General features: G+C 68.0%; 21 protein-coding genes and 1 tRNA gene. 14 read left to right on the forward strand and 8 right to left on the reverse strand.

The genetic code is table 11. From position 1 onward, the window contains the following. The first annotated feature begins 148 nt into the window (after nt 1-148). Nucleotides 149-1,300, forward strand: a complete 1,152-nt coding sequence (dprA, locus tag RCAP_RS15315; RefSeq protein ID WP_013068795.1) for a DNA-processing protein DprA — start codon at nt 149-151, stop codon at nt 1,298-1,300. A 29-nt stretch (nt 1,301-1,329) separates the two neighbouring features. Here the strand turns inward: dprA and RCAP_RS15320 are convergent, their stop codons facing one another. Beyond that, nucleotides 1,330-1,773, reverse strand: coding sequence for a hypothetical protein (locus tag RCAP_RS15320; protein ID WP_013068796.1), 444 nt, complete (start codon nt 1,771-1,773; stop codon nt 1,330-1,332). Between the two features lie 113 nt (nt 1,774-1,886). Here RCAP_RS15320 and topA point away from each other — a divergent pair, with 113 nt between their 5' ends. The 6 genes from topA (at nt 1,887) to RCAP_RS15350 (ending at nt 9,244) form a co-directional block, all read left to right on the forward strand. Continuing rightward, on the forward strand, nt 1,887-4,526 hold the full coding sequence (gene topA, locus RCAP_RS15325; RefSeq protein WP_013068797.1) for a type I DNA topoisomerase: 2,640 nt from the start codon (nt 1,887-1,889) through the stop codon (nt 4,524-4,526). Nucleotides 4,527-4,601: 75 nt separating this feature from the next. After that, nucleotides 4,602-5,366: a CoA transferase subunit A gene (locus tag RCAP_RS15330; RefSeq protein WP_013068798.1), complete on the forward strand. Its 765-nt coding sequence runs from the start codon at nt 4,602-4,604 to the stop codon at nt 5,364-5,366. A gap of 2 nt (nt 5,367-5,368) precedes the next feature. Beyond that, nucleotides 5,369-5,998 carry a 3-oxoacid CoA-transferase subunit B gene (locus RCAP_RS15335; RefSeq protein ID WP_013068799.1) on the forward strand — a complete coding sequence of 210 codons (630 nt, stop codon included), beginning with the start codon at nt 5,369-5,371 and terminating at the stop codon, nt 5,996-5,998. Between the two features lie 218 nt (nt 5,999-6,216). Next, nucleotides 6,217-7,206, forward strand: coding sequence for a lysylphosphatidylglycerol synthase transmembrane domain-containing protein (locus RCAP_RS15340; RefSeq protein ID WP_013068800.1), 990 nt, complete (start codon nt 6,217-6,219; stop codon nt 7,204-7,206). A 9-nt stretch (nt 7,207-7,215) separates the two neighbouring features. Beyond that, complete coding sequence (locus RCAP_RS15345; protein WP_013068801.1) at nt 7,216-8,511, forward strand: FAD-binding oxidoreductase; 1,296 nt, start codon at nt 7,216-7,218, stop codon at nt 8,509-8,511. Between the two features lies 1 nt (nt 8,512). Beyond that, nucleotides 8,513-9,244: an SDR family NAD(P)-dependent oxidoreductase gene (locus RCAP_RS15350; RefSeq protein WP_013068802.1), complete on the forward strand. Its 732-nt coding sequence runs from the start codon at nt 8,513-8,515 to the stop codon at nt 9,242-9,244. On the opposite strand, the gene RCAP_RS15355 is transcribed toward RCAP_RS15350, so the two are convergent. After that, entirely contained in the window at nt 9,245-10,030 is a 786-nt protein-coding gene (locus tag RCAP_RS15355) for a crotonase/enoyl-CoA hydratase family protein (RefSeq protein WP_013068803.1), read from the reverse strand. A 117-nt stretch (nt 10,031-10,147) separates the two neighbouring features. Between RCAP_RS15355 and RCAP_RS15360 the strand changes: the two genes are divergently transcribed. Continuing rightward, the gene (locus RCAP_RS15360; protein ID WP_013068804.1) at nt 10,148-11,263 is read left to right on the forward strand and encodes a pyridoxal phosphate-dependent aminotransferase; all 1,116 of its coding nucleotides are present in this window, start codon (nt 10,148-10,150) and stop codon (nt 11,261-11,263) included. A gap of 84 nt (nt 11,264-11,347) precedes the next feature. Then, nucleotides 11,348-11,746 (forward strand): CopM family metallochaperone, encoded by a 399-nt coding sequence (gene copM, locus RCAP_RS15365; RefSeq protein ID WP_013068805.1) that lies wholly within the window; start codon nt 11,348-11,350, stop codon nt 11,744-11,746. Nucleotides 11,747-11,749: 3 nt separating this feature from the next. Here the strand turns inward: copM and RCAP_RS15370 are convergent, their stop codons facing one another. Next, entirely contained in the window at nt 11,750-12,949 is a 1,200-nt protein-coding gene (locus tag RCAP_RS15370; RefSeq protein WP_013068806.1) for a pyridoxal-phosphate-dependent aminotransferase family protein, read from the reverse strand. 124 nt (nt 12,950-13,073) lie between these two features. On the opposite strand from RCAP_RS15370, the gene RCAP_RS15375 reads away from it, so the two are divergent. Both RCAP_RS15375 and ygfZ read left to right on the forward strand, forming a co-directional pair. Next, entirely contained in the window at nt 13,074-14,852 is a 1,779-nt protein-coding gene (locus RCAP_RS15375; RefSeq protein ID WP_013068807.1) for an ABC transporter ATP-binding protein, read from the forward strand. Nucleotides 14,853-14,888: 36 nt separating this feature from the next. After that, on the forward strand, nt 14,889-15,632 hold the full coding sequence (gene ygfZ / locus RCAP_RS15380; protein WP_013068808.1) for a CAF17-like 4Fe-4S cluster assembly/insertion protein YgfZ: 744 nt from the start codon (nt 14,889-14,891) through the stop codon (nt 15,630-15,632). Here ygfZ and RCAP_RS19420 read toward each other — a convergent pair. Next, on the reverse strand, nt 15,619-15,843 hold the full coding sequence (locus RCAP_RS19420; protein WP_131725616.1) for a hypothetical protein: 225 nt from the start codon (nt 15,841-15,843) through the stop codon (nt 15,619-15,621). The two genes, ygfZ and RCAP_RS19420, sit on opposite strands and share 14 nt — an antisense overlap. An 88-nt stretch (nt 15,844-15,931) precedes the next feature. Between RCAP_RS19420 and RCAP_RS15385 the strand changes: the two genes are divergently transcribed. Next, nucleotides 15,932-16,252: a DUF6280 family protein gene (locus tag RCAP_RS15385; protein WP_013068809.1), complete on the forward strand. Its 321-nt coding sequence runs from the start codon at nt 15,932-15,934 to the stop codon at nt 16,250-16,252. A 112-nt stretch (nt 16,253-16,364) separates the two neighbouring features. Here the strand turns inward: RCAP_RS15385 and RCAP_RS15390 are convergent, their stop codons facing one another. The 3 genes from RCAP_RS15390 to RCAP_RS15400 form a co-directional block, all read right to left on the reverse strand. Then, nucleotides 16,365-17,981, reverse strand: coding sequence for a hypothetical protein (locus RCAP_RS15390; RefSeq protein ID WP_023911899.1), 1,617 nt, complete (start codon nt 17,979-17,981; stop codon nt 16,365-16,367). A gap of 128 nt (nt 17,982-18,109) precedes the next feature. After that, entirely contained in the window at nt 18,110-19,507 is a 1,398-nt protein-coding gene (locus RCAP_RS15395; protein ID WP_013068811.1) for a TolC family outer membrane protein, read from the reverse strand. 104 nt (nt 19,508-19,611) lie between these two features. Then, a complete protein-coding gene (locus RCAP_RS15400) occupies nt 19,612-20,262 on the reverse strand; it encodes a protein-L-isoaspartate O-methyltransferase family protein (RefSeq protein ID WP_013068812.1) in 651 nt (216 codons plus the stop codon). A gap of 184 nt (nt 20,263-20,446) precedes the next feature. On the opposite strand from RCAP_RS15400, the gene RCAP_RS15405 reads away from it, so the two are divergent. Beyond that, nucleotides 20,447-20,520: transfer RNA gene (locus RCAP_RS15405), tRNA-Cys, on the forward strand. 394 nt (nt 20,521-20,914) lie between these two features. Here the strand turns inward: RCAP_RS15405 and RCAP_RS19700 are convergent. After that, the gene (locus tag RCAP_RS19700) at nt 20,915-21,694 is read right to left on the reverse strand and encodes an inositol monophosphatase family protein (RefSeq protein WP_013068814.1); all 780 of its coding nucleotides are present in this window, start codon (nt 21,692-21,694) and stop codon (nt 20,915-20,917) included. Nucleotides 21,695-21,781: 87 nt separating this feature from the next. Between RCAP_RS19700 and RCAP_RS19705 the strand changes: the two genes are divergently transcribed. Further along, the gene (locus RCAP_RS19705; protein WP_013068815.1) at nt 21,782-22,405 is read left to right on the forward strand and encodes a recombinase family protein; all 624 of its coding nucleotides are present in this window, start codon (nt 21,782-21,784) and stop codon (nt 22,403-22,405) included. Nucleotides 22,406-22,440 lie beyond the last annotated feature (35 nt).

Below are 22,440 nucleotides of genomic sequence, written 5' to 3' on the forward strand. Positions count from 1 at the left end.
ACGGAAAGGACGGGCTCCCCGGGGCCCTCTGCGCAATTTAAACATGTTATTTGAAAATTTTCTTCAACTTTGAGACGAATCGCACTCTTGGTAACTCTTTGTTAAGATTAATGCGGCAGATTGATCTTGCGACGAGGCGGAGGGACGGATGAAAACAAGTTTGTTTTCTTACCCCACCCCCTTCACCCCACCCACCACGGAAGAAGACGAGCTCTCGTTTCTCCGTCTCGCTCGCTCCCGTCGTGTCGGGGCCACGACCTTCCACCGATTGCTGAAAGACCATGGCAGCGCCGCCGCCGCGCTGGACGCGCTTCCGGGCATTGCCCGGGCCGCCGGATCTGCCGATTACAGCCCCTGCCCGCCCGGCGTGGCCAAGGCGGAGCTGAGCGCCGGCCGGCGCCTTGGCGCAAGGCTGCTTTTGCCCGGGGGGCCGGGCTATCCCGCCGATCTGCTGGAGCTGCCCGATGCGCCGCCCGTGCTTTGGGCGCTGGGCCGGGTCGATCTGCTGGCCGCGCCGCGGGTCGCGGTTATCGGCGCCCGCAATGCCTCGTCGCTGGGGCAAAGGATGGCGCGCAAACTGGCCGAAGAGATGGGCCGGGCGGGATTCGCCGTCGTCTCGGGGCTGGCGCGCGGCATCGACGCCGCCGCGCACGAAGCCGCCCTGCCCTTCGGCACGATCGCGGTGATGGCGGGCGGCCTCGACGTGATCTATCCGCCCGAGAATCGCGATCTGGCCAGCCGCATCGCCACCGGGGGGCTGCTTCTGGCCGAACTTCCCCCGGGGACCGAACCGCAGGCCCGGCATTTTCCGCAGCGCAACCGGATCATCGCGGCGCTGGCGCGCGCGACGCTGGTGGTCGAGGCCGCCGCGCGCTCGGGCAGCTTGCTGACCGCGCGGATGGCGCTGGATTACGGGCGCGAGGTGATGGCGGTGCCCGGTCACCCGATGGATGCCCGCGCCGCGGGCTGCAACATGCTGATCCGCGACGGCGCGGTGCTGATCCGCGGCGCCGAGGATGTGATCGAAGCGATGGGCCTTGAAGCCGCGCCCCGGGCGGAGCCGCGCCCCGATCCGCGACCGTCGCCCCAGCCCGCCGCCGCAGCGAAAGCCGGTCCGATGGCCGCCGTCACCGGCCTGCGGGCGCGGCTGCTGGCGCTTCTTGGCCCGGCGCCGACGCCCGAGGATACGGTGATCCGCGATCTGGGCATCGATGCCGCCACCCTGTCACGCGAAGTGATCGGCCTTGAAATCGAAGGCGAAATCACCCGCCATCCGGGCGGGCTGCTCAGCCGCGGCTGATCCGGGCGCGGTTGATCCCGGGCGCGGCCTCACATGCCGCCGCAGGCCTCGGGGATCACGTCGCGGAAGGTGGCGCAGATCGGCTCCCAGGAATACCAGACATCGGTGGCGCCCACCGCATGATGCACCGCCACCCATTGCCGCCCGGATTTCACCCAAAGCGCCTCGACGTGATCGCCCCCCTCGGCCAGTTCCGGGTCGAATTCCTCACGCAGCACCATCGGCGTCCGCGCCATGTCGATCTTGCCCCCGCCCGGGCGCTGCGGCACCAGCGTGGCGAAGGCGTGATCGCCCTTCACCCGCATCTCGGTCACCACGAATTCGACCGGCGCACCCAGCTGCCACTCTACCAGCGGGCGCAGCGCATCGAGCAGATCCCCCCGCAGTTGCGAGCCCCGCGCCGGGCTTTCCCAATCGCCCGCCACCGCGGCCCCCGCCCAGAAAACCAGCCCCAGAACGGCAATTCCCCGCATCTTTCCCCCTTTCGGCCCGCGCAGGCTGCGACGGAAGCCGGATTGACATTTGCCCCAAACCCCCCGCATGGTCCGCCGCTGAACCGGTTTGCGAGAGTGATCAAGAGGAAGTCATGGCCGTTGTCGTTGTCGAATCCCCCGCCAAGGCCAAGACGATCAACAAGTATCTGGGCTCCGACTATACCGTGCTGGCCTCCTTCGGTCACGTCCGCGATCTGCCGCCCAAGGATGGCTCGGTCGATCCCGACGCCGATTTCGAGATGAAATGGGAAGTCGCGGCGGACAGCAAGAAGCATATCAAGGCGATCACCGACGCGCTGGCCAATGACGACGAACTGATCCTCGCAACCGACCCCGACCGCGAGGGCGAGGCGATTTCCTGGCACCTGCAGCAGGCTTTGGCCTCGAAGCTGAAGAAGAAAAAGGTCAGCCGCGTCACCTTCAACGCGATCACCAAATCCGCGATCACCGAGGCGATGAAAGCGCCCCGAGAGGTCGATCAGGCCCTCGTCGATGCCTATCTGGCGCGGCGGGCGCTCGATTATCTGGTGGGGTTCAACCTGTCCCCGGTGCTGTGGCGCAAGCTTCCGGGCGCGAAATCGGCCGGGCGGGTGCAGTCGGTCTGCCTGCGGCTGATCGTCGAGCGCGAAATGGAGATCGAGGCCTTCCGGGCGCGGGAATACTGGACGGTGACGGCGGAACTGACGACGCCGCGCGGCCAGACTTTCACCGCGCGGCTGACGGTGCTGGGGGGCAAGAAGCTCGACAAGTTCGATCTGACGACGGCGACCGATGCGGAACTGGCGGTGCAGGCGGTGACGAGCCGCGATCTCACCGTGAAATCGGTCGAGGCGAAACCGGCCACCCGCAACCCCTATCCGCCCTTCATGACCTCGACCCTGCAACAGGAAGCCAGCCGCAAGTTCGGCATGGGCGCCAAGGCCTGCATGTCGGCGGCGCAACGGCTTTATGAAGCAGGCCACATCACCTACATGCGGACCGACGGGATCGACATGGCCCCCGAGGCGGTGATGGCCGCGCGTGACGAGATCAAGCGGCGGTTTGGCGACAAATACGTCCCCTCCAGCCCGCGGATGTACAAGAACAAGGCGAAGAACGCGCAGGAAGCGCATGAATGCATTCGCCCCACCGACATGAGCCAGAGCCCGGACAAGCTGAAACTGGCGGATGACCAGTGGAAGCTTTACGACCTGATCTGGAAACGCACGCTTGCCAGCCAGATGTCGGCGGCGGTGATGGAACGGACCACGGTCGATGTCGGCTCGAAAGACAACGAGGTCGAGCTGCGCGCCACCGGCCAGGTGGTGACCTTTGACGGGTTTCTCAAGATCTACGATCAGGGCCGCGACGATGACGAGGGCGAAGATGGCGCCCGTCTGCCGCAGATCATGCAGGGCGAGCCCGCGCAGAAAGGGGCGATCACGCCCGAGCAGCATTTCACCCAGCCGCCGCCGCGCTACACCGAGGCGACCCTGGTGAAGCGGATGGAGGAATTGGGCATCGGGCGGCCCTCCACCTATGCCTCGATCCTGACGACGATCGTCGACCGCGGCTATGTGCGCAAGGACAAGAACCGGCTGATCCCCGAGGACACCGGGCGGCTGGTGACGGCCTTCCTGTCGAATTATTTCCGCCGCTATGTCGAATATGATTTCACCGCCGATCTGGAAACGGAACTGGATGACATTTCCGCGGGCGACCGTCCCTACAGGGACGTGCTGGCCCGGTTCTGGCGCGATTTCTCGGCCGCTTTGGCCGAGACCGCCGATCTGCGCATCGGCGAGGTGCTCTCGAAGATCGACGAGGTTCTGGGCCCGCATCTTTACCCGGCGCGTGCGGATGGGTCCGATCCGCGCTCCTGCCCGGTCTGTTCGGCCGGCCGGCTGCATCTGAAAACCGCGCGCTCGGGCGGGGCCTTCATCGGCTGCGGCAATTACCCGGACTGCCGCTACACGCGGCCGCTTTCGGCCCCTGCGGACGGCGAGGCGGGCGTGCTGGATGGCAAGGTTCTGGGCGAGGACGAGGGCGCGCAGATCACGCTGCGCGTCGGCCGTTTCGGCCCCTATGTGCAAAAGGGCGAGGCAAGCGAAGAGATTCCGAAACCGCCGCGGGCGAGCCTGCCCAAGGGCTGGTCGCCCGAAAGCATCGATCTTGAGCGCGCCCTGCAACTGCTGAACCTGCCGCGCCCGATCGGCAATCACCCCGAGGATGGCGCCCTGGTCGAGGCGGGCATCGGGCGCTTCGGCCCCTATGTGAAGCACAACAGCACCTACGCGAACCTGCCCGATGTCGAAGAGGTCTTCACCATCGGCATGAACCGCGCCGTCGAAGTGCTGGCGCAGAAACTGGCCCGCGGTGGCGCCCGTGGCTCGGCCGCGGCGGCGCAACCGCTGAAGGATCTGGGCGAACACCCGGAGGGCGGCGTGGTGCAGGTGATGCCCGGCCGCTACGGGCCCTATGTGAAATGGGGCAAGGTCAATGCGACGCTGCCCAAGGGCACGGAGCCCGAGGCGATGACGCTGGAAGAAGCCCTGCCGCTGCTGGAGGCCAAGGCCTCGAAAGGCGGCAAGAAGGCGGCGCCGAAAAAGGCCGCCAAGCCCGCCGCCGAGAAGAAACCGGCGGCAAAGAAGGCCGCGACCAAGACGGCGACCAAGACCGCCGCCAAGAAGCCCGCGGCGAAGAAGGCCGCCCCGAAAAAAGCCGCGCCCGAAGCGGACGTGGTCGAGGACTGACCCCTCGCCGCAACGCGGCAATTGACTTGGACCCGTTGCCTTGCCAAGCTTTGCGCAAGGTAACGGGAGGGTTTCATGAACAAGATCTACGGCTCGGCGCGAGAGGCCCTTGACGGGCTTCTCTCCGACGGGATGACGCTGGCGGCGGGGGGGTTCGGCCTTTGCGGCATCCCCGAAATGCTGATCGATGCGCTGGTCGAAAGCGGCATCAAGGATATCACCATCGCCTCGAACAACTGCGGCGTGGACGGGTTCGGTCTGGGCAAGCTCTTGGATACCCGGCAGATCAAGAAGATGATCTCCTCCTATGTCGGCGAGAATGCCGAATTCATGCGCCAGTATCTGTCGGGCGAGCTGGAACTTGAATTCAACCCGCAGGGCACCCTGGCGGAGCGGATGCGGGCGGGCGGCTGCGGCATCCCCGGGTTCTACACCAAGACCGGCGTCGGCACCGTGGTGGCCGAGGGCAAGGAGCACAAGGACTTCGACGGCGAGACCTATATCCTTGAACGCGCCATCATCGCCGATGTGTCGATCGTCAAGGCCTGGAAGGCCGATCCCTCGGGCAATGCGGTGTTCCGCAAGACCGCGCGCAACTTCAACCCGCCCGCCGCGATGTGCGGGAAAGTCTGCGTGATGGAGGTCGAGGAGATCGTGCCCTTGGGCGCGCTGGACCCCGACCATATCCACCTGCCCGGGATCTATGTGCACCGGCTGATTCAGGGCCAACACGAGAAGCGGATCGAGCAACGCACCACGCGCAAACGCGAAGTTGCGCAGGCGGAAGTGGGAACCGGTTCCGCCGCCCGCGCGACCGCGCACGAAAAACGGGAGGTGTGATCATGGCCTGGGATCGCAACCAGATGGCGGCGCGGGCCGCCAAGGAACTGAAAGACGGGACTTATGTGAACCTCGGCATCGGGATTCCGACGCTGGTGCCGAACTTCATCCCCGAGGGGGTGTCGGTGACGCTGCAATCGGAAAACGGCATGCTCGGCATGGGGCCCTTTCCCTATGAGGGCGAGGAAGACCCCGATCTGATCAACGCGGGCAAGCAGACGATCACCGAATTGCCGCAGACCGCCTATTTCGACAGTGCGACCAGTTTCGGGATGATCCGCGGCGGCAAGATCGCGATGGCGATTCTGGGCGCGATGGAAGTGTCGGAAACCGGCGATCTGGCGAACTGGATGATCCCGGGCAAGCTGGTCAAGGGCATGGGCGGCGCCATGGACCTTGTGGCCGGGGTCAAGCGCGTCGTCGTGGTGATGGATCACACCAACAAGGCGGGCGAATCGAAGGTGCTGCACGCCTGCACTCTGCCTTTGACCGGCAAGGCGGTGGTGAACCGGATCATCTCGAACCTCGGCGTGCTGGATGTGGTGCCCGGCGGCCTCAAGATCGTCGAACTGGCGGACGGCGTGACCGAGGCGGAGCTGCGCGCCGCCACCGAGGCGACGATCGTCGATTGACTGTCAAGGCAGGGCCCCGCCTGCGGCGGGGCTTTGCGCCTGCGGCGCGAAGGGCGTACTTGCACCAAGAAAAAGACCCGCTGCTTTTTCTTGGTGTAAATACGCCGGGGTGAGCGGCAAAGCCGCGAGGGGCAGCGCCCCTTCCTGCCGGCAAACAGGGTTTGCGCATGCGTAACAGCGTCATCTTGCTGCCCAAGTTGGCCCGTAGAGGACGGGGCATGATGAACCACGGTCCCGACATCTCCGCCCCCAATCCTGCGCGCCCCGGGCGCGACCAGGGGCTGATGTTCGGTCTGATCGCCCTTGTCGGGCTTGGGCTCTGGAGCCTTGGCACCGCCACCGGCTGGGCCGAGATCGGCGCGCAGCTGGCCCGGTTGCAGCCCTGGCAGGTGGCGATCCTGTTGGCGCTCTCGGCGGGGAATTATCTGCTGCGCGGCCTGCGCTGGCACGGGCTGGCGCGACGGCTGGGCCTGCCGACGGGGCTTTGGCAGAACCTGCGCCATTATCTGGGCGGCTTTGCGATGTCGGTCACGCCCGGGCGGCTGGGGGAACTCGTGCGGATGCGCTGGCTGCGGCGCGAGACCGGCTGGACGCTGGAACGCACGGCGCCGCTGGCCCTGATGGACCGGGCAGGCGATCTGGCCGTGATGGCGCTGTTGCTTGCGCTGGCGCTGACCCTGGCCGCGGACCGGATCGCCGGGGCGGTGCCGGTGGCCGCGCTGGCGCTGGCCGCCGCCGTCACCGCGACGCGGCCGCGGCTTCTGTCCGCGCTGGTCACCCGGCTTTACCGCGCCCTTGGCCGCTTTCCGCGCGCCTTTGCCCGCGCCCGCGGCGCCGCGCGGCGGCTGACGCGCTTCTGCCACGGGCCGACGCTGGCGCTGGCGCTGGGGCTCGGCTTCCTCGGCTGGCTGGCCGAGGGCTATGCCTTTCATCTGCTTCTGGGCTTCCTTGGCGCCGAGATCGCCCTGTGGAAAGCCGTCTCGATCTTCGTCTTCGCCACGCTGGCGGGCGGTCTGACCGGCGCCCCCGGCGGGCTTGGCGGCGCCGAGGCGGCGATGGTGGCGCTACTGTCACTCGATGGCGTGCCGCTCGAAATCTCGGTTCCGGCGACGGCGGTGATCCGGCTCACCACGCTCTGGTTTGCCATCGCCCTTGGCCTGGCGGTCTTTCCGATCGCCGAGCGCGCCGCCGCCCGGGCGACGGCATAGGGGGCGGCGATGGCCTTCCGCCCCAAGGATTATTCGGGCTGGGGACGGGCGCTGCGGGCCTCGGGCACGGTGGCGCGGCCCGACCGCGCGAGCGACCTTGCCCGCCTTGACCCCGCCCCCGCCTTCGGCATGCGCCGGTCCTATGGCGATGCCGCGCTGAACCATGGCGGCCGCGCCATCGACATGAGCGGGCTGGACCGCTTCCTGGCCTTTGACGCCGAGACCGGGATCCTCGAGCTGGAAGCCGGGGTCCGCATCGGCGAGGTGGCCGCGGCCTTCGCGCCGCGCGGCTTTCTGCCCGCGGTGATGCCCGGCACCGGCTTTGCCACGCTGGGCGGCTGCATCGCGCAGGATGTGCATGGCAAGAACCACCACCATGCGGGGAGTTTCGGCGCCCATGTGGCCGAGATCACGCTCTGGCAGGATGGCGCCGAAGTGACAGTGACCCCGGGCACCGGCCTGTTTCGCGCCACCGTCGGCGGGCTGGGCCAGACCGGGACGATCCTGCGCGCGAAGCTGCGGCTGGCGCCCTGCGCGGGCACGGTGATGCTGGTCACCGAGCGGCGCGCGCGGGATTGGGACCGGCACCTGACCCTGCTCGACCAATCGACCGCGACCTATACCGTGGGCTGGATCGATGCCACCGCCACCGGCGCCAGCCTTGGCCGCGGCATCTTCGAAGAGGGCGAGGTCGCCCGCGGTCTGGTCAGGACACGCGGAAAACCGGCGAAAGTGCCGCTGGATGCGCCGCATTTCGCGCTCTCGGCGCCTGTCGTGCGGGCCTTCAACGCGGCTTACTATGCCCGTGTGCCTGCAGCCGGGAGGACGGTGGTGCGGACAATGGCGGAGTTCTTCTTTCCGCTCGACAGGATCCTCGACTGGAACCGGCTTTACGGCAGGCGCGGCTTTCATCAGTTTCAATGCGTCGTGCCGCTGGCGGCGGCGGAGGCGCTGCGGGCCATGCTCGACCGGATCGCCACTTCGGGCCTGGCCTCGCCCTTGGCCGTGCTCAAGCGGATGGGGCCGGGGCGGGCCGGGTATCTGTCCTTCCCGATGGAGGGCTATACCTTGGCCGTCGATTTCCCGAACCGTTCCGCCGCCCGCGATCTGATCCGCACGCTGGAGGAAGACACCGTCGCGGCGGGCGGGCGGCTTTATTTCGCCAAGGATGCCCTGGCCGGGGGGACGCATATCCCCGCCATGTATCCCGAACTGGACGCCTGGCGGCAGGAGGTGGCGCAAGCCGATCCCGCCCGGGCCTATGAGACCGACCTTGTCCGTCGGCTGAAGCTGAGGAGCCCCTGAGATGCAGAGCTGGATCATTTTGGGGGCCGGATCGGAGATGGCCCGCCCCTTCCTGCGCCGTCTGGCGGGCGACGGCGCAAGCCTGTTTCTGGCCGGTCGCAATCTGGCCGATCTTGAAACGCTGGCGCAGGATCTGCGGCTGCGGGGCGCGGCGGCGGCCGAGGTCGTGGCCTTTGATGCCCGCGACAGCGCCGGTTATCCCGCGCTGGTGGCCCGGCTGGCCGCTTGCGAGGGCGTGCTGAATGCGGCCTCTTTCGTCGGCGCGATGCCGGATCAGGCGGCGATCGACGCCGATCCCGGGCTGATCGCCGGGGTGATCGCTGACAATTTCACCGGCCCCGCGACGTTTCTGAGCCTGCTGGCCCCGGTGCTGGAAGCCCGCGGCGCGGGTGTCGTCGTCGGCATCGGCTCGGTCGCGGGCGACCGGGGGCGGATCGGCAACTATGTTTACGGCGCGGCAAAGGCGGGGTTTGCCACCTATCTGTCGGGGCTGCGCAACCGGCTGGGCCGCCGCGGCGTGCAGGTGATGACGGTGAAGCCCGGCCCCGTGGCCACCCGGATGACCGCGGGAATGACGCTGCCTTTCATGACGACGCCCGAGGCCGTGGCCGAGGATATCGCGCAGGGCATCGCCAAACGCCGCAACGTGATCTACACGGCCAGGATCTGGGGGCCGGTGATGCGGGTGATCCGCGCCATCCCGGAACCGATCTTCAAGAAACTCTCGATCTGATCAGCCGAATTTCGGCGCCCGTCCGGCCATGTTGGCGGCGATGACCGCCATCTGGTCGGGCTTGCCGATCAGCGCGATCTGTTCGCGGCTTTCCAGCTGCAAGACCTCGGCCGCGGGCGCGGCATAGGCCGCCGTGACCAGCCGCTTCGCCGCCCGGATCGCGCTGGGCGAGCGCCCGGCAATCGCGCGGGCCAGATCCAGCGCCCGCATCAGCGGATCTTCGGCCAGTTCGGTGACCAGACCCAGCCGCAGCGCCTCTTCCCCCGGGACTTCCTCGGCGGTGTAGGTCATCCGCCGCAGCACGTCGGCGCGCAAAAGCTCGGGCAGGGTCACCATGCCGCCCATGTCGGGGATCAGCCCCCATTTCATCTCCATCACCGCAAGCCGCGTGCCCGGCGCGGCAATGCGGATATCGGCCCCGGCGGCCAGCTGCAGCCCGGCGCCGAAGACGACGCCGTGCAGCGCCGCGATCACCGGCACCGGCAGCGCGCGCCAGCACAGCGAAAACTGCTGGAACCGGTTCGCATCGCCGTGGCTGCGGGGCGCGATCAGCGCCTCGGGGTCGCCCAGGGCCAAAGCGGAGAAATTCGCGACATCCAACCCGGCGCAAAAGGCCCGGCCCTCGCCGCGCAGCACCACCGCCCGCAGGCCCGGTTCGGCGGCCAATTGCCCGGCCAGCGCGATCATCTCGTCGATCATCGCGAAATCGACCGCATTCATCTTGTCGGGGCGGTTCAGCGTCACCACCGCCACCCCCTCGACCCGTTGCAACGTCAGCCTGTCCATCGCCTCCCCCCGCTTCGCGTTCCGTTTGCGTCATCAAAGCACATCGCGCCCGCCCGCGCGCGCATGACGCTGCGAAACCGGCTTTACGCAGGGCGCCAAAGCCCCTAGCCATGGCGCATGACCCAGATCCGTCTCACGCCGCTTGTCGCCAGCCTGCCCGCCACCGTGCCCTTTGTCGGCCCCGAAACGCAGGAACGCCTGCGCGGCCGCCCGTTTCGGGCGCGGCTTGGCGCGAATGAAAACGGCTTCGGACCCTCCCCCCGCGCGATCGCCGCGATGGCGGCGGCGGCGGGCGAGGCCTGGATGTATGGCGACCCGGAAAACCACGATCTGAAGGTGGCGCTGGCCCACGCGCATGGCTGCGGCGTCGAAAATGTGGTCGTGGGCGAGGGGATCGACGGGCTTCTGGGCACGCTCTGCCGGATGGTTCTGAAACCGGGCGATGCGGTGGTGACCTCGGAGGGCGCCTATCCGACCTTCAATTTCCATGTCGCGGGCTTTGGCGGGGTCCTGCACAAGGCGCCCTACCGCAACGATGCCGAAGACCCCGAGGCGCTTTTGGCGCTGGCGCAGCAGGTCCGGCCGAAGCTCCTTTACATCGCCAATCCGGACAATCCGATGGCCAGCCATCACCCGGGCGCGGTGATCGCCGCGATGCTGGATCACCTGCCCGAAGGCACACTGATGGTGCTTGACGAGGCCTATGTCGAACTCGCCCCCGAGGGCACGGCGGCGCCGGTTGCGGCCGATGACCCCCGGGTGATCCGGATGCGCACCTTTTCGAAGGCGCATGGGCTGGCAGGCGCCCGGGTGGGCTATGCGCTCGGCGCGGCGCCGCTGATTGCCGCCTTCGACAAGATCCGCAACCATTTCGGCATCAGCCGGATCAGCCAGGCCGGTACCCTTGCGGCGCTGTCGGACACCACCTGGCAGGTCTACATGCGCCGTCTGGTGGCGGCCTCGCGCGATCGGATTGCGGCGATTGCGGCAGATAACGGGCTGAGCGCCCTGCCCTCGGCGACGAATTTCGTCGCCGTCGATTGCGGCGGGGACGGCGCCTTTGCCCGCGCCGTGCTGGAGGAGCTGACCGCCGCCGACATCTTCGTGCGCAAGCCCGCCGTCGCGCCGATGGACCGCTGCATCCGCATCTCCTGCGGGCCGGAGGCCGAGATGGCGGCGCTGGCAAAGGCCCTGCCCGGCGCGCTCGACCGGGCCAGAGAACGGTCCCGTTAACGCTCACGCAAATGCGCGCAGCCTTGAATTGCGCGGGGCGGGATTCTGCCCGACAGTAGGGCATTCCCGTTTCAGGAGGCGCCCATGACCCCGCACCGCAGTCCCCGTTTCCTTGCCGTCACCGCGCTTGGCCTTGCGCTGGCGCTGCCCGTTGCCGCGACGGCCCGTGCCGAACAGGCGATGGAGGGCCATTCCGGCCATGCCATGAGCGCCACCGCCGATGCCGCCCCCTCGACCACCGCCTATATCGACGCCAATGCGAAGATGCATCAGGCGATGGCGATCGACTTCACCGGCAATGCCGATGTGGATTTCGTCCGCGGCATGATCGGCCACCATCAGGGCGCCATCGACATGGCAAAGATCGTGCTGGAAAACGGCGCCGATCCCGAGGTGCGAAAGCTGGCGCAGAACGTGATCGCGGCGCAGACGGCCGAGATCGACTGGATGCGGAAATGGCTTGAGACCCACGCGCCGAACTGAGGCTCAGCCCGCGGCGATCACCGCGGCGGCAGATTGAATGCCGCCACCGCCATGGGCAAGGCCCAAAGCTTGCAGACCGGCCTCCATCGTCGCCAGAACGCCCAGCACCATATGGGCGTTCACATGGCCCATGTGGCCGATGCGCAGGAAATCCCCCGCCTCGGGCGTGCCGGGCGCCGCCATGCCAAGGCCGATGCCGAGCGTGACCCCCGCCTCTGTCTCGCACCAGGCGCGCAGCCGCGCCGCGCCGCCCTGCCCGATCCGCGCCGCCGTCACCGCGCCCGAACGATGCGCCGCCACCGGCACATTGAGCGCGATATCCCCGCCCTGCCCCCAGGCCTCGAAAGCCGCGGCGACGCTGCGGGACAGGGTGCGATGCCGCGCCCAGACCTGTGGCAGGCCTTCCTCGTCGAGGATCATCTGCAGCGCCTCGGCCAGACCGAAGAGGTGATGCGTCGGCGCCGTGCCGCCGAATTGCTGCCAGTATTCCTGCGCGAAGATCCGCGGCCCCCAGTCCCAATAGGGCGTGACGAGACCGGCGCCCTTGCAGGCCGCCACCGCCTTGTCGGAAACCCAGACGAGGCCCAGACCCGGCGGCACCATCAGCCCCTTTTGGCTCGCCGCCACCATCACATCGACGCCCCAGTCGTCAAAGCGGAACTCATCGCAGCCCAGCGAGGCGATGCAATCGACCGCCAGCAGCGCCGGATGGCCCGCGGCATCGATTGCCGCCCGCACCGCCGCGACATCGTTGAGAACCGACGAGGCGGTATCGACATGGGTCAGCAGCACGACCTTGATCTTGCGGGCGGTATCGGCGCGCAGCGCGGCCTCGACCCGGGCCGGATCGACCGGCGCCTTGATGCCGAAATCAAGCGTCTCGACCGTCACCCCCAGCGACCGGGCATGCTGCGCCCAGCCCAGCCCGAACCGCCCGGTGATCAGCGAAAGCGCGGTATCGCCGCGCGAAAACAGGTTCGAGATCGCGGCTTCCCAGGCGCCGTGGCCATTGGCCAGATAGATCGCCACATGGCCGGAACAGAGCGCGACGCGGCGCAGATCGGTCATCACCCGCGCGGTCAGATCGATCAGATCGCCCTCGTAGATGTTCGGCGCGGCGCGGTGCATCGCGCGCAGCACCCGGTCGGGCATCACCGAGGGGCCGGGAATGGCAAGATAGGAACGTCCCTGGGCAAGGCTCATGCGGTCTCTCCGATTGATCCGTCAGCGGTAGCGAAGCGCCCCGGGCCGGTCAACGACCGCGCTTGTATCCGTCACAAACCGGGCCCCGCTTGTGACATCCGGGCTTTCCGGCTATCGATCCGCCATGCCACAGGCAAAGACCGAGGACCGCGCGACCAGTTCTTCCCCCTCCGCCCCCTCCTCGTCGCGGATCTTCGCGCGGATCTGGCGCGACTACCTGCGGCAGCAATGGCTGCTGATGGCGGTGGCCATGCTGCTTCTGATGATCGAGGGATCGACGCTTGGCCTGCTCAGCTGGATGATCGAGCCGCTCTTCGACCGGGTCTTCGCGCAGGGCCAGACCGGCGCGGTGATGTGGGTCGGCGCGGCGATCTTCGGGCTGTTCCTGATCCGGGCGATCACCTCGGTCGCGTCCAAGACGCTGCTGACCGCGGTGGCGCAGGCCTCCTCGACGGCGATGCAGATCGACATCGTCCGCCACATCCTGCGGCTGGATCAAAGCTTCTTCCAGACCAACCCGCCCGGCGCGCTGATCGACCGGGTGCAGGGCGACACCCAGGCGGTGCAGGGGGTCTGGAGCGTCTTCGTCTCCGGGGCGGGGCGCGATGCGGTGTCGCTGGTGTCGCTCTTTGTTGTCGCGCTGGCGATCGACTGGCGCTGGACGCTGGCGGCGCTGATCGGGGCGCCGCTGCTGATCGCGCCGACCGCGATGGCGCAGCGCTACATCCGCCGCAAGACCCGGCAGATGCGCGACGAATCCGGCCAGCGCGCGACGCGGCTCGACGAGGTGTTTCACGGCATCGCCGCGGTGAAGCTTTACCAGATGGAGGACTATCAGCTGGGCCGCTTCACCGCGCTGGTGCAGCGGATCCGCCGGGCGCTGGTGAAGATGAGCTTCTCGCAGTCGATCGTGCCCGCGCTGATCGACGTGATGACCGGGCTTGGCTTCTTTGCCGTGCTCTTGATGGCCGCCCCCGAAATCACCTCGGGCGAACGCACGGTGGGCGAGTTCATGTCCTTCTTCACCGCGATGACCCTGACCTTTCAGCCGCTGCGGCGTCTGGGCGGGCTGGCGGGCACCTGGCAATCGGCCCGCGCCAGCCTCGAGCGGCTTTACGAGGTGCTTGACATCGCGCCCGGCGTCTTTGCCCCCGCCCGTCCCGCCGCGGCGCCGGCGACGACGCTGATCCGCTTCGATCAGGTCGACCTTTCCTATGGGCAAAAGCCGGTCCTGCGCGGGCTTTCCTTCACCGCCGAGGCGGGCAAGACCACCGCGCTTGTCGGCCCCTCGGGCGCCGGGAAATCGAGCGTCTTCAACCTGCTGACCCGTCTGGTCGAGGCGCAGTCGGGGGCGATCACCTTGGGCGGCGTGCCGATCACCGCGCTCGATCCGGCGGTGTTGCGCGGGCTTTTCGCGATGGTGACGCAGGATGCCGCGCTCTTTGACGAGACGATCAGGGAAAACATCCTGCTGGGCCGGACCGATGTCGCGCCCGAGGTGCTGGCCCGCGCCATCGAGGTGGCGCATGTGCGCGAATTCACCGAGGCGATGCCGCTTGGCCTCGACACCCCCGCCGGTCCGCGCGGCTCGGCGCTCTCGGGCGGGCAGCGCCAGCGCGTCGCCATCGCCCGGGCCGTGCTGCGCGATGCGCCGATCCTGCTTCTGGACGAGGCGACCTCGGCGCTTGACACCGCCTCCGAGGCGAAGGTGGCCGAGGCGCTGACGACCCTGTCGCAGGGCCGCACCACGCTGGTGATCGCGCACCGGCTCTCGACGGTGCGGCATGCCGACAAGATCGTGGTGATCGTCGAGGGGCAGGTGGTGGAAGAGGGCACGCACGAGGATCTGCTGGCCCGCGGCGGCGCCTATGCCACCCTGTGCCGGATGCAGCTTGTGGAATGAGCCCGCCGCCCCATAATGGGGAAAAAGGGGGGCGCCATGCGCAAGATCTTCGACATCACCGGCCAGGACCGCGAGCATTTCCTGCAGGGCCTTGTCTCCAATGACCTGCGGCGGCTGGCCGAGGGGCCGCTTTACGCCGCGCTGCTGACGCCGCAGGGCAAGTATCTGGCGGATTTCTTCCTGATCGCGCGGGGCGAGGCGATCCTGCTCGATATCGAGGCCGCGATTGCCGAGGCCACCGTGGCACGGCTGAACATGTATCGTCTGCGCGCCGATGTGGCGATCGCGCCCTCGGCGCTGTCGGTCTTTTGCGGCACCGGCCCCGCGCCCGAAGGCGCCCTCTCCGATCCGCGCCATCCGGAACTGGGCTGGCGGCTTTACGGCGACCGGGATGGCGACGATGGCAGCGACTGGGATGCGCTGCGCGTGGCGCATCTGATCCCCGCCACCGGCATCGAGCTGACGCCCGAGACCTATATCCTGGAAGCCGGGTTCGAACGGCTTCACGGCGTCGATTTCCGCAAGGGCTGCTATGTCGGGCAGGAGGTCACGGCGCGGATGAAGCACAAGACAGAGCTACGCAAGGGGCTGGTGCAGCTGGCGATTTCGGGCGCGGCGCCGGTGGGCACGCCGATCGGGGCGGGCGGCAAGACCGTCGGCACGCTTTACACGCAATCGGGCGGCAAGGCGCTGGCGCAGCTGCGGCTGGATGCGCTGGAGGGGCCGATGCAGGCCGGAGAGGCGCAGTTGCGGGCGGTGGAGGCGATCACAAAAGCGTGAAGCCCGCGCCCGATTTGCGGCGCGCCCAAAGGACAGGCGGCGCCGCGCGGTCGAAGCGCAAAAACGCGGCGTCGCGCAATACCCCTTGTTTTGCACGCTCCGGACTTGAACGCAACGGTTTGGTAACCATATATGCGCCGGTGTTGCCGTTAACGGCACCTAAATACGGGGGCTGTTGCGGCAAGCCATGCACCATGCGCATGCCGGACATGCCTTTCAGGGCATATCGAATCGGTGGGCAGGGGGCCTAGATGGCCGCCACGCCAGCAAACGCAAGAGCAATAACAAAGGACGGAATAATGCGCGATTTCGTTGACGGCTCCGCATTCAACTATGAGCAAGGTCAGAGGGCGCGCAAGCTGTTTGCCGCGGTCGTCCTGGCGGCTCTGGATGATGCGATTGCCGATGACAAGAAATACGGCAACGGCCCCGAGCAGATCGCCCGCTGGGCGCGCTCGCGCGATGGGCGCGAGGTCTTGTCCTGCGCCGGGATCGACCCGAACGAGCGCGTGGTCAAGGGGCTGATGGAATTCGTGTCGAAAGGGGTGCGGACCTCGGTGGCACTGTCGCGCGAAGAAAGCGAACGGCGGATCGCGGCAGAGGAAGCAGAGGCGGCCTGACCGCCCCTGCCCTGCCAGAGACGGAAAACGGCGCGCCAGGGGCGCGCCGTTTTCATTTCCGGGGGGGGTCGCGGGGGGCCTTCGGCGCGACGGGGGCCGCGCCGGGGCCGGATCAGTCGTAATCCTGCCCCAGCAGCGCGCGCTGGATTTCGCGGCGCACCAGCTTGCGGACATTCTGGGTGATCCGCTCGCCCAGGCTGCCGCGCAGCTCCTCGCGCACGAGCTGGGCCACCATGTCGCGCAGAACCGTCTCGTCGATCAGCCCGTCCTCATAGGACGGCACCAGATCTTCGGGGTAAAGCTCCGCGGCCTCGTCCAGATCCTGCGCCAGCTCCTCGCGCAGCTCCTCGTAGCTCGAGCGCATCGTGGCGGCGTCCTGCACCGTCTCCTCGGCCTCCGAGACGGCCAGACGCCGCGGCGGGGTCCGACGCGCCAGATTGAGCGTCGCCTCGGCCCAGTCCATGCCGACCCCGGGCTCTTCGGGGCCGCTGTCGCCCTGCGGTTCGGGCGCGGTCATCTCGGCCAGCACTTCCGCCGCGTGATCCTGTTGCGCCAGCTGCTCCGCCTCGGCCGCGGCCTCGATCGCCTCTTCGGCGGCATCGGCACTCCAGGCCTCGGCGCTGTCCGCAAGCGGTTCGGCGACCGGCTCGGCCGACGCGGCGAGATCCTCGGCCGGGGCCGTGACATCCTCGGCCGGGGGCTCCGCAAGCGCCTCCGGGGCGGGAGTTTCGATCGCCTGACGCACGTCGGCCTCGAAGGCGTCGGGAAGCTCGGCGCCGGCCGCTTCGGGCTCCAGCGCAAAGGGATGGCCGGTGTCCGGCTCGAAGTCGAAGCCGCTTTCGGCCACCGCGGCCTCAAGCTCGGCAATCGTGCTTTCCAGCCGCGACAGCTCGTCGCCCAGATCGATCGCCGTCCCGGCACGCGGATCGGCGGGCGTCTCGGCCAGTGCCGCATCGCCCTCGCCCGCGGCATCGATCGCGCTCGAGGCATCTTCCAGCACGACCCCGGTTTCGGCCAAGGCCGCCTCGGCTTCGGCCAGCAGCACCTCGGCCTCGGTCATCGGACGCGAGGCGGGCACGACGGCAAAGGGACGGATGTCGGAAGGCGAGACCGCCGCGGAGGGTTGCAGCAGGAACGGCGCAGAAGCGTCGAAAGCCGGGCCGACATCGGCTTCGGCAGGGGTCTCGACGGCCAGATCGGCGGCGGTGTCGACAGCGGGTTCGACAGGGATTTCGGCAGCGGCTTCGGCGGGCACAAGCGGCGCGGCCGCCTCGGCTTCCTCGGCAAACGCAGGGTCGAGCGCGGCGGAAGGGGCGGCAAAGTCGAGGATTTCCGCCGCGACCGGCGCGGCTTCTGCCGTCTCCTCGGGGGAGGTCAGCGCCGCCTCTGCGACCTCGGCCGCGCTTTCGATGGCCGCTTCGATTTCGCTCTCCAGCTCCGCCCCGAACGCGGGCCCGAACGCGGTTTCGATTTCGGGCGCGCTTTCGGCCGCCGCCGCGATCTCTTCCGCCTCCTCGCCGATCCGCAGCGCCGGGGTCAGCACCAGGCAATCCGCCTCGGCCGGTTGCGGCGCGGGCATGGTCTCCGGCGCAACCGCGGCGGGGGCCGCAGCGGGCGCAGGCGGGGTCACCGGCATCGGCCGCGCCGCCCCGATATCGCGCGAGACCAGACGACGGATCGACGACAGGACGTCTTCAATTTCGATTTTCGTTTCGGGTTCGGACATCATGCTCCCAATCCTGCTCTCTGGCCGACACAAGGTCCGGCTGTTTGAATTAAGCAGAATTCCTCCTCCCGAGGACGCCGTCCGAGGGAAGCCGGGTCACACCCAGTCACAGCCACGCGGGGCACAAGAACTCAGTTCTTGCCGATGGCGCGCAAGACACGATCAAGAGCCTTGCCCTGATCGCTGAGAGGCGCGTTCTGCACCGCGTTGTAGTAGGCTGCGGGGTCATAGGTGGGGATCCCGAGCTTGAGGTTTTCTACCGTCAAGAGTCCCATAGCGGACAAAAGTTGATAATATGCTACCTGCAACGAGGCTTCCGCCGAAATCCGCGAAGCTTTTGCATCAAGAAGGTCCTGTTCGGCATTCAGCACGTCCAGCGTCGTCCGCGCGCCCAGCGTCGCTTCCTCGCGCACGCCCTGATAGGCCAGATCGGCGGCCTGGATCTGCTGGTCATAGGCGTTGATCTGCGCCCGGTAGACATCGATGCCGGCAAAGGCATTGGCGACGGCCTGCGCCACTTCCACCCCCGCCTGGCTCAGCCCGGCCCGGGCCTTGTCGCGGTTGGCAACCGCCTTGCGGTTGGCCGAGGCGATGGCGCCGCCGGAATAGATCGGCTGCCCGATCGACAGCGTCAGGGTGGATTTGCGCCCGGTGTCTTTCGGATCGGCCAGCTGCGCCTCTCCGGTCACCGTCGGCAGATGCTGGGCAAAGGCCAGCTCCACCCCCAGATCGGCCGCCGACACCAGATGCTGGGCCTGCTTGATGACGGGATGCAGCCGCAGCGCCGTCGCATTCGCCTCGGCGGTGGTCTTCGGCAGCTTCGGCGCTTTCGGCAGGCGCGACAGGCGTTCGGGATAATGCCCGATCACCGCCTTGTAGGCCTCGCGCGCGGCCTTGTATTCGCCCTGCGCCGCCGCCAGCGAGGCACGCGCCCCCGCCAAAGACGCTTCCGCCTGCGACACGTCGGTCTTCGTCACTTCGCCGACATCGAACCGATCCTGCGCGGCCTTCAGCTGTTCGGAAATCACCCGCACCGAATTCTCGGTGATCGCCACCTGTTCGGCCGTGGCCTTGGCATCGGCATAGGCCTTGACGGCAGAGAGCAGCACATCCTGTTCGGTCGAGAGCAGCGCAGCCCGCGTCGCCAGAACGGTTTCCTTCTGGATATCCACCGTCAGCCGATTGCGGCCAAAGTCGAACAGCGTCCAGTCAAGCGTCAGCGCCATCGTCGCCGACAGCTCATCCCAGTGGCCGTCGCAGCTGGTCAGGAAGGTCGACGGCATGTTGCAGCGGCTGCGGGAAAACTCTGCCCCCCATTTCGCCACCGGACGCAGCGCCGAAACGGCGGTCGCCACATCCTCGTCGGCGGCGCGCAGCGTGGCGCGGTTCTGCTCCAGCAGATGCGAGACCTTGTAGGCCGAGACCAGCGCATCGGCCAGCGTCTCGGCCGAGGCGGAAAGCGACCCGGCCAGAAGGCCAAGCCCGGCGACGGTGGCCAGAAGAAGGGGTTTGAACTGTCTGCGCGTCATGCCTCGCATCCTCTTGCTGCACCGCTGCCCGGCGGCTGTCCCGCCGTTCTACGGCGTTAACATTCATTTCCGCCGATATGAGCCCAATTCGGAGGCAAAGGCAATCAGAGGACGAATTCTTTTGCGCAGGTGAAGCCCGGAAGCACCGGTGCCGCGGCGTTGAACGCATCGCGCCAGGCCACCAGACCATCGATCTTGCGGCCGATCCGCACCGTGCCCAGGGGCCCCTGCATGAAGATCGCCGCGATCCGGCCGCCTTCCTTCAGCTGCGCCTCGATCGCCGCGGGCACCTGCTCGACGCCGCCCTCGATCACGATCGCGTCATAGGGCCCCTCGTCGGCGACGCCCGCCTCCAGCCGCCCTTCGACGACGGTCACGCCCTCGATGTCCTGCACCGACAGATGCGCCTCGGCCGAGGCGGCCAGCGTGCCTTCCTCCAGCGCGACGACGGCTTTCGCCATCCGCGCGAGGACGGCCGAGGAATAGCCCATGCCCGCCCCGATATCGAGCACGAGATCGCCGGGCTGGATATCGAGCGCATCGAGCATCTTGGCGAAATTGCGCGGCTCGAGCAGCCAGCGCCCCTGCCCCAGATCGAGGTTTTCGCCGACATAGGCGGCCTCGCGGCGGGCATCGGGCACATAGGCCTCGCGGGGGACGGCCAGCATCGCTTCGATGATCGGGAATTTCGTCACGTCATTGGGGCGAACCTGGGTGTCGACCATCATGGTGCGGCGGGCGGCGAAATCCGGCATGGGGGAACTCTTCCGTCTGAGCGTTGCGTTGCGCGGTTTTGCCACAGAAGTCGCAAGGGAGCAACGGTCGGCGGCAGGCTGCGCCCGGTTTTGCATACCATGGTGCACGGAACAAGCTGCAAAGTCGGCGCAAGACCCCTTGCACGGGGCGGCGTGATTGGGTAGGTGAGAGGCACCTCACGGCGGCGGGTTGGCGGAGAGGTTACGCAGCGGATTGCAAATCCGTGAAGACCGGTTCGATTCCGGTACCCGCCTCCACGAGCCCCCGCAAAATCCTGACAACAAGCAGTAGTTCGGCGATCCATGTTTTGGCTCGCCATGCAGCCCGTCATTCCGTCTGCGCTTGGTTGCGAGAGATCGCAGCGCATCGCGGGGAAAGACTCACCCTGCGCAGCTGAGCTGGGCAAGGTGCCGTCTCTGTTCCGAGACGGCTTGACGATCCTGGCAGCCTTGCTTGCAGCAAGGCTTGAAGGGTGGCTTGAAAGCACCCTTCAAGGCCCTCCGAGACGTTCACGGCGCCGCCCGCATTCCGGTGATCAGGGGGCCGCGAACATCAACAGCGCCTCGGCCAGATCAAGCGCGTCGTCGGGCCAGCAGGGGGCCGGGCGCGGATGGGCGACATCGGGCGCCGCAACCGCACGGCAGCCGAGAATCATCCCCTGCCAGCGCGCAGGAAGGGCGGACCACCGATGCAGCCCGCAAAGCCGCCCCGGCCATGCACGACCGGCGCCCCGTTCGCCTGCACCAGCACGCCGCCCGCCCCGATCAGCGCCGCATGGCCCGCGGCGATGTCGTAACTGTCGAGCCCTTGGGTCAAACTGATTGCCGCGTCGACCTCGCCCACCGCGGTCAGCGCCAGCCGATAGGCAATCGAGGGGAGCGCCCGCAGCGCGGCGGGGGCGAAGCGGGCATGGTTGGCAGCGGCGAAATCGCCCGCCTGTTCGTTCAGCGCAAGGACGGTCGCGGCATCATGGCGACGCGGGGCGAGCGGCCCGACCGGCTGGCCGTTGCGTGTGAGGCGCCGCCCCTCGGCCCAAGCGATCACGTCGCCCGCATCCGCGCGCGCAGTCGGCGCATGGATCACCCCAAGCACCGGCTGCCCATGGCGCAAAAGCGCCACCGAAACCGCCGACCCCCGATGGCCGCGCAGAAAGGCCGAGGTGCCGTCCTGCGGATCGACCGCCCAGACGTCGGGATGGCCGCTCGCTTCGCGCGGCAGTTCCTCGCCGCGCCAGTCGCAGCGATGCAGCGCCAGCAACTGCGCTTTCAGAAATGCCTCGATCTCGGCATCGATTGCGGCATGGCTGCCCTGCCCCCGCGGCCCGCCGGGGCGGTGAAACTCGGTCCAGAGCATCGCCCCGGCCTGATGTACCGCGGCCAGCACGTCTTCGAGCAGATCGGCGGGGTCGGGCAGGTGGAAATCTCGGGTCATCGCTGATATCTCCTTTGCTGATGGCCCTTTGTGCCAGCCAACCCGGCCCCGCCGGGGCTTTGTCGGAAAATTCCGCGTCGAGGTCTCATGGACAGCCCCCTGCGCATCATCGGTTTTTACTGGACGCTTCCCGTGCCCTGGCGGGGCTTCACCCGCCTGCCCGGGGGCATCGACGAAGCCGCCGCCGCCAGCCGCTCGATCCGCTATCAGCGCGAACGGGTTTGGCGCTGGGCAAAGGACGAGGGCGGGCAGGTGGTGGCCGAGGAGGCCTTTCTGGAAACCCGCGCGGATCGCGGCACCAGCGCCATCCTGCCCGAGGTCGAACGGCTTCTGGCAAAGGCCGAGGCAATGGGCGCCACCCTGGCCGTGGTCAATTTCGCCGAGAGCTTTCACTGGCGCCCGCATGCAAGCCTTTGGGGCCGCTTGCAGGCCGCGCCGCGGGTGATGGCGCTTGACCCGGTGCCGGTGCTGATCGACGGGCAGATCTTCGACCCGGTGACGCATTTCCGCGCCTGGGGCGAGATGGCCGCGGCCCATACCGCGCTCAAACCCAAAGCCAAGGCCGAGATGGCCGCGCGCATCCGCAGGATGAAGGACACCGGCGCGAGTTACGCCGAGATTGCGAAAGCGCTGAATGCCGAAGGCGTCACCACGCCCGGCGGCAAGCCCTGGCGGGCGGACAACCTGCGCAAGCTGCTGGCGGCGCTTTGATCAAAGGCGGCGCTGTCAGGGTCGGGAGACGCTCC

This window comes from Rhodobacter capsulatus SB 1003, assembly GCF_000021865.1.
In the GTDB taxonomy this organism is placed as follows: Bacteria; Pseudomonadota; Alphaproteobacteria; order Rhodobacterales; family Rhodobacteraceae; genus Rhodobacter; species Rhodobacter capsulatus_B.